Here is a 10480-nt window from a genome sequence, read left to right as displayed (position 1 = left end):
CCACTCGAGCTGGTCGAAGTAGCGCAGCGCCGTCCGCCCGGGCCTGATCCGCGACCGGAGCGCCACGAGCTCGTCCGCCGAGATCTCGCCGAGCGCCCGCTTGACGCCGAGGTACGGGATGTTGAGGTCCTCCTGATAGACCACCGTCGAGATGCGCGGATTGATCTCGATCACGTAGTCGCCGACGAGCTGGATGTTGAAGAAGTGCTCGATCTCGAGCTCGGCCACGATCCGGTTCGCGACTTCCATCAGCGCGTCGTCCTCGAGCGTGACGAAATACATCGCGAGGCCCGCCCGCATCGCCTCGCGCGTCTTCGGATGTCCGAGCAGGATCTGCTCGCCGTCCGCGATCCCGTCGATCGTGCGCTCGCCGCCGGTCGCGAGCTCCATCACGAGAAGGTCGGGGCCGCCCTCGGGGGGCAGAAGCTCGACCGCCTCCTCGAGCCGCATCGCAACGGAACCGGGCCGCTCGTTCAGCAACTGGTGCGCGCGGTCGACGGTCGGATCCAGGATCCGGAAGCCACGCGAGCCGGAGGAGAACACTGGCTTGAAGCAAACGGGTACGTCGGGGTAGCCGAGCTCGCGCGCCGCTGCGTCGACCTCGCTCGCGCCGTTGACGCGCCGAAATGCGGGCGCCGGCAGCCCGAGCCGGTGGAGGAACTCGTACGTCTCCGCCTTGTCGTTCGAGCGGAAGATCGCGTCGGGCTTCGAGACGAGCACGGGTGCCGGAAACGAGTCCCGGTGCTCCGCGAGGCCCTCGAGGTCGAAGGACGACTGCGGGAGCACACAGTGCGCACCCTCGCGCTCCACGATCGCGCGGATCGCGTCCGCGAACCCGGGATCGGCGCCTGAGGGGACGAGGTGGAACGCGTCGCAGAGATGGCGCCCGACCGAGCGCTCGGACATGTCGGTGCCGACGAGGCGGACCTCGCGCTCGCCATTCTCCCGCAGGCCCCGCAGCAGGGCCGCGGTCCCCGGCGCGCCCGAGGCGGTGACGACGACGGTGATCGGCCTCAGCGTCATGCGCTGTCCAGTCTGCCGCAGACTGGGTGTGCGTGAGAGATCACCCGAGGTCGATCCGGTCGTCTGCGAGCTGCTGAAGACGGCGAACCCTCTCGGCTTCCAGCATCGCGCGCATCGTCTGCCCCATCGTCTCTCCGGGATAGGCCCAGATCTCGGGATGCGTGAGGAGCTGGAGCCACGGGAAAGCGCCGTCTCGCAAGTCGGCGTGCGGACAGCCAGAGCGCCAGTGCTGGTTGGAATCCGAGCGGTACGTTGCCGGATCGAACCACGGCGCCTGCATCACGTTGATCCGGCCGTCGGCCAGAGGTGAACGCATGTAGTCAGGGTCCGGATTGTGCCAGGCGACGACGGGGACGAAGCGATCGTCGGCCGGCGCATTCGGATAGACGGCGTGCAGTGCGACCCGGTGGCCCAGCTCGCGCAGTCGCGCGATCGCGGCGACGCCCTCGCTCGAGTCGAGGTTGTAGAACACGGACTCCGTCATCAGGAAGTACGTCGCGGTCGCGGACGCGTCATGCTCGATCTCCGCCATGCGCACTGCCGCGTCGAGCGAGAGGTCGACGTCGTGGCGAAGGAGCACTGTCCCTTCCATGGGCGCCCCTTCGAAGTGAGCGAATGCGTAGCCGCCACTCGCCGCGGCCTCGAGGATCTCCGCGTAGTGCGCGAGGTGAAACCCGCAACTCACCGTGCGACCTCGACGGTGAGGAGGCGCGCAGCCGCCTCGGCCCTGTCGAGCGCAGCCACGTTCGTGTCGGCTACGGCGATCACGTACCCGCGGCGATCGCCGTCGAGCCGAACCGGCCGGATCGTCTCACCGACCTGCAGGTAGATGTCTGCCTGCACGACTCCTTCCGCCGACAGGACGGGCTCGAGCGACCCGATGCGCGTGACGCGCCCTGTGGGAAGAGGGCCAGGCTCCGCCGTGAGGAAGCGGATTGCGAGTGGCTGCTGGAACTGCGGGCGCGCAACGTCGTCGGGGACGGGCTCCCCGAGCGCGAACCGGAGCGCGACATCGACGAGATCGACTCCGGTCGCATGGCGGACGAGATCGGCCATCTGGCCGCCCGGGATCCGCGCGGCGACCTCGACGACGGCGACCGAGCCGTCCGGGTGCGCGATGATCTGCGGGAACGCGATCCCGTCGCGGAGGCCGAGCACCTCGACGGCGCGGGTCGCGACCTTCTCACACAGCTCGAGCTGATACCCGTAGGTCGACGCGGGATAGACGTGAATCCAGCCGACGCCGAAGCCGATCCCCGGTGGGCGGAGCCGGTCCGACAGCGTCACCACCTCGGCCTTGCCACCACGCGCGATCACGATCCCGTTCATCTCGGTGCCCTCGACGAACCCCTCCAGGATGCACTCCTGCTCTGCGGACTCGACGAGCGAAGCGTGGAGATGCCGGTCGAGATCGTCCTCGCTCTCGATCCGGAAGATGCCCCGCTGGCCCCCCGAGTCGGCCGGCTTCAGAACGCAGGGAAAGCCGACCGTCTCGAGTGCCCGCCTGCCCTCGACGAGCGAGCGGACGGCGGCGAACGGAGGTTGCGGCACTCCCTCTTCCGCGAATGCTCGGCGCATGACGATCTTGTTCCGCATCCGGTGCGCAACCGCCGTACCGATCGTCGGCAGGCCGAGGCGCTCGGTCACGGCGGCCACGATCGGAACTGCGCGGTCTGCCGAGACGGTCAACGCCCCGTCGACGCCATGGCGCTCAGCGACCTCCGTCACCGCGTCGATGTCGGTGAAGTCGACCGCTTCGCCGACATCGGCGGCCTGGAGGCCGATTGCGTCCGCATTCCGGTCGACCGCGACGACCCGGATGCCCTGTTCCCGCGCCTGCAGGATCGCACGGCGTTGGTGGCGCCCGGCGCCGACGAAGAGGACGGTTTTCACCGGCCCGATGCTAGATGACGTCAGGGCGCGCCCGGGCGCGGAAGCAGGAACGCCACTCGCTGCCAGCGGCCGATCTCGCAGCCGTTCGCTCGGCCGAGGCGCACCCACAGACGCGACCCTAAGTACGTGCCCGTGACGCGTGCGGTCGAAGGGCCGCCGTAGATCTCAGTGCAGGCGGTGTCAGGCGGCGTCGGCCGGAACGCGGCAGGCCCGAGGAACTGCAGCCGGCGGCAGGCCGCTGCCGGGGACGGGACCGATCCGGTCGGCATCGAGCCGCACCGCAGGGTGAGCGTCTGAGGTGCCGACGTCGGCGTCGCACGGAAGATGATCTTCAGGGCAATGGCCCCGGCGGACGCCGCGGTGGGAAACGCTGCACATGCCGCCGCGATCAAGATCAGCCCGATTCCAAGACGCATCGCTGTAAGGATACGTCGCGGATAGGGATCATTCAGGGCTAGACTCGCCGCGTGGGGCTCAGCGGCAAGAGAATCGTGATCACGGGCGGCGCCGGTTTCATCGGCACGACGCTCGCACGCCGGCTCGTCGACGCAAACGAGGTAATCGCCTTCGACAACCTCCACCGCAACGTTCTCTCGGGCACCGACCTCGGCGATCACCCCAACTTCACCTTCGTTCAGGGCGACGTCATGGATGTCGAGGGGCTCACCGAGGCGATGCGAGGAGCGACCCACATCGTCCACGCAGCGGGAATCGCCGGCGTCGACACCGTTCTCGCGAGTCCGGTGCGGACGATGCGCGTCAACATGATCGGCACCTACTACGCGCTCGAGGCGGCCCTCGCGACGAAGGACACGGTCGAGCGAATGCTCGAGTTCTCGACGAGCGAGGTCTTCGGTGCCCACGCCTTCAACGTCGGTGAGGGCCAGGTGACGACGATCGGCTCCGTCAAGGAGGCGCGCTGGACGTACGCGGTCTCGAAGCTCGCGGGCGAGCACATGTCGCATGCGTACCACGCCGAGTTCGGCCTTCCCACCGTCTCCGTGCGACCGTTCAACATCTTCGGCCCCGGACAGATAGGCGGCGGCGCGATCCGCGCCTTCATCGAAGCGGCGCTCGACGGTCGTGACCTGACGATCCACGGCGACGGCTCGCAGATCCGTGCCTGGTGTTACGTCGACGACATGGTCGAGGGAACCCTGCTCGGTCTCGAGCACCCGAACGCCGTTGGCGAGAGCTTCAACATCGGCAACGCGCGCTCCGCCGTCACGATCTACGACCTGGCGCGGCGGATCAAGATGCTCTCGGGTGCGAAGGGCGAGATCGTCTTCACCCCGCTCGACTACGTCGACGTCGAGCTCCGGATCCCGAACATGGGCAAGGCGCGTGAGCTCCTCGGATTCGAGGCGCGGGTCGAGCTCGACGAGGGTCTCGAGCGCACGATCGACTGGTTCCGGACGAACCGCCCCTCGGGCACGTGAGCGAGCCGATCCGCCTCGCGCGTCCCGACGTCGGGGAGGCCGAGCTCGCCGCGGTCGCCGAGGTCGTGGCGACCGGGATGCTGACAATGGGCCCGAAGGTGGGCGAGCTCGAGTGCGCGCTCGCCGGCGCGTGCGGAACGGCGGACGCGGTAGCGGTCTCCTCCGGAACCGCGGCGCTCCACCTCGCGATGATGGCGCTCGGGATCGGCCCGGGTGACGAGGTAATCGTCCCGGCGTACACCTTCCCCGCGACCGCAAACGCCGTCGAGTTGTGCGGGGGCAAGGCAGTGATCGTCGACGTCGATCCCGACACGTTCAACCTCGACATCGGCCTCGTGGCTGCCGCGCTCACGCAACAAACCAGGGCGGTAATCCCCGTCCATCTCTTCGGTCGTCCGGTTCCCTGGGAGGAACTGAAAGGAGTCGTGCCCGACGACGTCGCGCTCGTCGAGGACGCAGCAGGTGCTCTCGGTGCGCGCTACCGCGGCACGCTGTGCGGTTCGCTCGGGATCATGGGTTGCCTCTCCTTCCACCCACGCAAGATCGTCACAACGGGAGAGGGCGGCGCCGTGACGACGAGCGACCCCGAACTCGCCGACGCGATTCGCCGCTTCCGCCACCACGGGATCGTCACGAGCGGCGACTACGACATTCCGGAGCCCGGGCTCAACTACCGGATGCCCGACCTGCTCTGCGCGATCGGGATCCCCCAGGTTGCCAGGCTCGACGAGCTGCTCGCCGCCCGGGAGCGGGTTGCCGGGTGGTACACCGAGCGGCTCGAGCACCTCGTCCTCACCCCACGTGCCGCCGACGGTGATCGCCACGGCTGGCAGGCCTACGTTGTTCAGCTCGACCGCCGCGACGAGGCGCTGACGGCGCTCCGGGCAGAGGGGATCGAGGTGCAGATCGGGACGTACGCGCTCCACCACCTCGGTGCCTATCGAGAGCAGGGCCCGTTTCCCGGCGCCGACCGCGCTTTCGCGCGAGCGCTCGCGCTGCCGTTCGCGACGGCGATGACCGAGGCGGATTGCGACCGGGTCGCAGAGGCACTCGCGCGGTTCGTCTAGGCCACCAGACTTGACAAGCGCCTCTTGTAAGTGAATACTCACTACTATGAGTGCGACCGTTCCCCGCCAGACCGCCGACGAACGCCGCGTTGCCGTGCTCGACGCCGCCACGGTCGAGTTCGCGCGAAAGGGGCTCCACGGCGCGTCGACCGAGGACATCGCCCGGGCGGCCGGCATTTCGCAGCCGTACCTCTTTCGCCTCTTCGGCACGAAGAAGGAGCTGTACCTCGCAACGTCCCAACGCACGATCGACGATCTGTACAAGGTGTTCGCGGAGGCGGCAGGCGGCAAGACCGGGATGGACGCCCTGCACGCAATGGGCGAAGCGTACGAATCGGTGATGACCGACCGGGATCGGCTCATGCTCATGCTCAAGTGCTGGGCCTCCTGCGATGACCCCGAGATCTGCGAGGTCGTTCGCTCGGCCTGGCGAGACCTCGTCGATCTCGCCGAGCGCGTCTCCGGTGAGTCGCCGGAGGCCGTGAGCGCGTTCTTCTCGAAGGGCGCGATGTTGACGATCCTGATGGCGATGGAGTCGTTCACGCGCCCCGAGCCGTGGTCGAACAGGCTGATCGAAGGCTGCCAGAAGGGCATGACCGAATAGGACGTGTCCGTACTCTCTTTTTTCCCGCCGGAGTAAGTGACTAATCACAAGCATATAAGCGACCTCGAAAGGAAGACACCGACAATGACCGACCGCAGCAGGACCCTCTGGACGTTCGCGATCACCTCGATCGCGCTCTTCATGGTCTCTCTCGACAACCTCGTCGTCTCGACGGCGATCCCCGTCATCCGCACCGACCTCAACGCGTCCCTCGAGGATCTCTCGTGGACTGTCAACGCCTACACCCTGACTTTCGCCGTCCTGCTCCTCACGGGTGCGGCGCTCGGCGATCGCTTCGGACGCCGTCGTATGTTCGCGATCGGCGTCGCCATCTTCACCGCCGCCTCTGTCGCAGCGGCGCTTGCGCCGAGCGTGGAGATCCTCAACATCGCCCGGGCCGCGCAGGGCCTCGGCGGCGCCATCGTGATGCCCTTGACCCTGACGATCCTCTCGGCCGCCGTGCCGCCTGCGAAGCGCGGTCTCGCGCTCGGCGCCTGGGGTGCGATCGGCGGTGTCGCGATCGCTCTCGGGCCGGTCGTCGGCGGTGCCGTCGTCGAGGGCTTCTCGTGGCAATACATCTTCTGGCTCAACATCCCCATCGGCATCGTCCTCGTCCCGCTCGCGCTGCTCCGGCTCCGGGAAACGCACGGGCCGGCGGGCAAGCTCGACCTCCCCGGCGTCGGCCTCGTCAGCGTGGGCATGTTCGGGATCGTCTGGGGTCTCGTCCGCGGAAACGAGCAGGGGTGGGCGAGCCCCGAGATCCTCACTGCGTTCGGGCTCGGCTTCGCGTTCGTCGCGGCGTTCATCGCGTGGGAGCTGCGTGCTCCCTCGCCGATGCTGCCGATGCGCTTCTTCCGCAACAGGGCGTTCTCGCTCGCAAACCTCGCCTCGCTGCTGATGTTCTTCGGCATGTTCGGCTCGATCTTCCTCCTCACGCAGTTCTTCCAGACCGTCCAGGGCTACTCGCCGCTCAGCTCCGGGCTACGGATCCTTCCGTGGACGCTCGCGCCGATGTTCGTCGCGCCGTTCGCCGGTGCGATGTCCGACAGGGTCAGCCCCAAGCGGATCCTCGGGATCGGCCTGGCGCTGCAGGCGATCGGGCTCGGGTGGATCGCGTTCGTCACGACGCCCTCCGCGGCGTACAGCTCGTTCATCGTCCCGTTCATCCTTGCGGGCGTTGGCATGGGGCTGTTCTTCACTCCCATGGCGAACCTCGTGCTTTCGTCCGTCCGTCGGGAGCAGGAGGGCCAGGCATCCGGCGCCAACAACGCCATTCGCGAGCTCGGCGGTGTCTTCGGCGTCGCGGCTCTGGCGTCGGTCTTCGCCCGCTACGGCGGCTACGAGACGGGCCAGACGTTCGTCGACGGCGCCGTCCCGGCTCTCTGGATCGGGGCCGTCGTCGTCGGCGTCGGAGCGGTCGCAGCGTTCGCGATCCCGAGCGTCCGCCGCGAGCATCGGCCGGAGTTCGAGGCACGGACGGCTGCCGCAGACACCGCCTGAGCGGCGCGCATCGCCGGGGTCGGGGCGCCACGTGCATCCTGGCCCCGGCTGCGCCTGCTTTTCTAGGTGACATGATTCACCTGATCGCTACCCGCGCCCGTGCGGTCACGCTCGTCTCGGTCGGGATCTTCGCCTTCGCCTTCGCCCTGGGGAGCTCCGTCATCCCGCAGATGGATGCGGGCTCCGAGCAGTTCGCCGACCTCTCCTCCGAGAGCCGGCTCGCGAACGTCGAGGTCGAAGAGAGAACGGGTGTCGAGGCGGACCCCGGCATCCTCGCGCTCGTGACGGGCGGCCCCGAGGTGGTCGAGCGGATCAGGAGTCGGATCGACGAGGATCCGGCCGTCGCCCGTACTGTCGTCGACCGAAACGGCGTCGTGCTCGTGTTCCTCAGGGCGCGCGGTGGGGATGCCTCGAAGGACGCCGCAGACCGTCTCACCGAGGCCTTCGCCGGCACTCCGCAGGTGCGCCTCGGCGGCGGTGCGATCGCCTCGCGGCAGGTGACCGAGGCGATCCAGGAGGACCTGAAGCGCGCGGAGCTGATTGCGTTCCCACTCGTCTTCCTGCTCTCGTTCTGGGTCTTCCGAGGGCTCGTGGCGGCATTCCTGCCGCCTCTCGTCGGTGCGGGGGCGATCGCGCTCACGTTCCTCGGGCTCCGCCTCGCGATCGAGGTGCACTCGCTGTCGGTCTTCGCGCTGAACCTCGTCACCGGCCTTGGGCTCGGACTCGCGATCGACTACTCGCTCTTCATCGTCTCGCGCTGGAGGGAGGAGGCTGCCGTGCACGGCCATGGGCCGGAGGCGCTCGCCGCGACGATGCGAAGTGCGGGGCGCACCGTCCTCTTCAGCGCCGTCACCGTCGCCGCCTCGATGAGCTGCCTGCTCGTCTTCCCGCAACAGTTCCTCTACTCGATGGGCCTCGGTGGAGTGCTCGTTGCCCTGGCTGCCGGTCTCGTCGCGCTCGTCCCCTTGCCTGCGTTTCTCTACTGGCTCGGACCGCGGATCGACTCGCTCGCTCCACGCCGCCTGCAGCAGATTCCAGCAGGCGGTCGCTGGGGCCGGCTCGCCGCGTGGGTGATGCGAAGGCCGGGGCGAATCGCGGCGATCTCCGCCACGTTTTTAATCGTCCTCGCTCTGCCGGCGTTCGGTGTCAACTTCGTCGGCGTCGATGCAACAACGCTTCCCACGTCGTCGAGCGCGCGGCAGGTCGCCGAGGCGCTCGATCGAGACGGCATCCGGGGGACGTACGCGCCGATCACCGCGATCATGGACAGGGTCCCGTCGACAGAGGTCACTGCGCGCCTCGCGTCGGCCCCTGGCGCCGCAGCGGTTCTTCCGCCCCGGGAGATCGCGAATGGGTTGTGGCGCCTCGATCTGCTGCCGCGAGAGGACGGGCTCGCCGATCGGACGCAGCAACTCGTGCGGACGGTGCGGGCCGAACTCCCGGAGGCGCGCGTCACCGGCCAGACCGCCGGATTCGTCGATCAGCAAGCGTCCCTCGGGGCCCATCTGCCGTGGGCACTTACGATTCTCGCGCTCACGACCTGCACGCTGATCTTCCTCTTCACCGGTTCGGTTGTCCTGCCGCTGAAGTCGCTCGTGATGAACGTGCTCACGCTCGGCGCCTCGTTCGGGATCCTCGTCGTCGTTTTCGAGTGGGGACGCGGCCTGCCTGGCCTCGAGTCGACCCAGCCGATCCTGCTCGCCGCGACGGCATTCGGTCTGTCGACGGACTACGCGATCTTCCTCTTCTCGCGGATCAAGGAGGCGCGCGACGGCGGCCTCGAGAACCGCGAGGCCGTCGCCGACGGGCTCGAGAGAACCGGACGCCTGGTTACCGCAGCTGCTCTCCTCTTCTGCGTTGCGATCGGGACGTTCGCGACGTCCGGTATCTCGTTCATCCAGGAGCTCGGAGTCGGGACAGCCGTCGCGGTCGCGCTCGACGCGACGATCATCCGCGCCCTGCTCGTGCCGAGCCTGATGGCGCTGCTCGGGGAGTGGAACTGGTGGGCTCCGCGGCCGCTACAGCGGCTGCACGCTCGACTGGGCCTCTCCGATTAGTACGGCGTCTTACACTGTCCCGCCTGTCTGCTCCCGAGGCGGGTCGTCTCCGGGTTCGCTCCCGGGAGAGGCTGCGCCGACTCCCCTACGAGAGGACGCGCCGCTCGTGCCGCGGGTCGTTACGCTCCGCTTCCGATGACCGACGCGATTCCGCTCTCCACCGGTCCGAGCCCGATCGAGGCAATGCCCGACGTGTCGGTCGTCGTCACGATCTACAACGAGGCCGGTTCGCTCCCCGAGCTCCATCGGAGGACAGTCGATGCCCTCACCGACCTCGGCCGGTCGTTCGAGATCGTCTACGTCGACGACGGATCGACCGATGGCACCTTCGCCCTCCTCGAGGAGCTTCACGCCGCCGATCGACGTGTTCGCGTGATCCGCTTCAAGCGGAACTTCGGCCAGCACCCCGCGATGCACGCCGGACTCGCGAGATCGCGGGCCGACACCATCGTGACGATGGACGGAGACCTTCAGAACCTGCCGGAGGACATCTCGAAGCTCGTTGCGGCGATCGACGCCGGGTACGACGTCGCGAGCGGGCGTCGTGCCGCGCGCAACGACTCGTGGGGCCGGACGCTGCCGTCGCGGCTGATCAACGGGATGCTGCGCCGCTTCACACACGTCGACATCTCCGACTTCGGCTGCGCCTTCAACGCGTATCGGAGGAGCGTCGTGACGCCGATGCTCGGCTCGATCGGACGCCAGAAGTTCACGAAGGCATTGATCCTCTCGGGCGGCGCCTCGGTGATCGAGGTCGATATCGGCCACGCCGCTCGCCAGGGGGCGTCGCGTTACTCGCCGCTGCGGTTGACGCGCCTCGCGCTCCACGTGCTCGCGGGCTTCTGGCCGCAGCCGATCCAGTGGGCGGGAGTGATCCTCGGCTTCGTCTGCACGCTT

The 10480-nt window shown here is 68.3% G+C and carries 10 protein-coding genes; 6 read left to right on the top strand and 4 right to left on the bottom strand.

Annotated features, from left to right (window positions below; all coding sequences use genetic code 11):
- From ABIR74_RS03510 to ABIR74_RS03495, 4 genes are all read right to left on the bottom strand, one after another.
- On the bottom strand, window positions 1-1023 hold a 1023-nt coding region (locus ABIR74_RS03510; RefSeq protein WP_348175232.1), incomplete at its 3' end, for an ATP-grasp domain-containing protein.
- 40 nt (window positions 1024-1063) lie between these two features.
- Window positions 1064-1708, bottom strand: coding sequence for a hypothetical protein (locus ABIR74_RS03505; RefSeq protein WP_348175231.1), 645 nt, complete (start codon window positions 1706-1708; stop codon window positions 1064-1066).
- The gene (locus ABIR74_RS03500) at window positions 1705-2916 is read right to left on the bottom strand and encodes an ATP-grasp domain-containing protein (protein WP_348175230.1); all 1212 of its coding nucleotides are present in this window, start codon (window positions 2914-2916) and stop codon (window positions 1705-1707) included. Before ABIR74_RS03500 ends, ABIR74_RS03505 begins: the two co-directional genes overlap by 4 nt.
- A gap of 20 nt (window positions 2917-2936) precedes the next feature.
- Complete coding sequence (locus ABIR74_RS03495) at window positions 2937-3332, bottom strand: SSI family serine proteinase inhibitor (protein WP_348175229.1); 396 nt, start codon at window positions 3330-3332, stop codon at window positions 2937-2939.
- A 51-nt stretch (window positions 3333-3383) separates the two neighbouring features.
- On the opposite strand from ABIR74_RS03495, the gene ABIR74_RS03490 reads away from it, so the two are divergent.
- From ABIR74_RS03490 to ABIR74_RS03465, 6 genes are all read left to right on the top strand, one after another.
- Complete coding sequence (locus ABIR74_RS03490; RefSeq protein ID WP_348175228.1) at window positions 3384-4355, top strand: NAD-dependent epimerase/dehydratase family protein; 972 nt, start codon at window positions 3384-3386, stop codon at window positions 4353-4355.
- Window positions 4352-5422: a DegT/DnrJ/EryC1/StrS family aminotransferase gene (locus ABIR74_RS03485; protein WP_348175227.1), complete on the top strand. Its 1071-nt coding sequence runs from the start codon at window positions 4352-4354 to the stop codon at window positions 5420-5422. Before ABIR74_RS03490 ends, ABIR74_RS03485 begins: the two co-directional genes overlap by 4 nt.
- Window positions 5423-5468: 46 nt before the next feature.
- Complete coding sequence (locus tag ABIR74_RS03480; protein ID WP_348175226.1) at window positions 5469-6026, top strand: TetR/AcrR family transcriptional regulator; 558 nt, start codon at window positions 5469-5471, stop codon at window positions 6024-6026.
- Window positions 6027-6110: 84 nt separating this feature from the next.
- On the top strand, window positions 6111-7526 hold the full coding sequence (locus ABIR74_RS03475) for a DHA2 family efflux MFS transporter permease subunit (protein ID WP_348175225.1): 1416 nt from the start codon (window positions 6111-6113) through the stop codon (window positions 7524-7526).
- 71 nt (window positions 7527-7597) lie between these two features.
- On the top strand, window positions 7598-9583 hold the full coding sequence (locus ABIR74_RS03470; protein ID WP_348175224.1) for an MMPL family transporter: 1986 nt from the start codon (window positions 7598-7600) through the stop codon (window positions 9581-9583).
- A 135-nt stretch (window positions 9584-9718) separates the two neighbouring features.
- On the top strand, window positions 9719-10480 hold a 762-nt coding region (locus ABIR74_RS03465), incomplete at its 3' end, for a glycosyltransferase family 2 protein (protein ID WP_348175223.1).

This window comes from Gaiella sp. (assembly GCF_039915195.1).
Classification (GTDB): domain Bacteria; phylum Actinomycetota; class Thermoleophilia; order Gaiellales; family Gaiellaceae; genus Gaiella.
The sequence above is the reverse complement of the archived record's forward strand: the minus strand, read 5'-3'. Positions and strand labels throughout refer to the sequence as shown.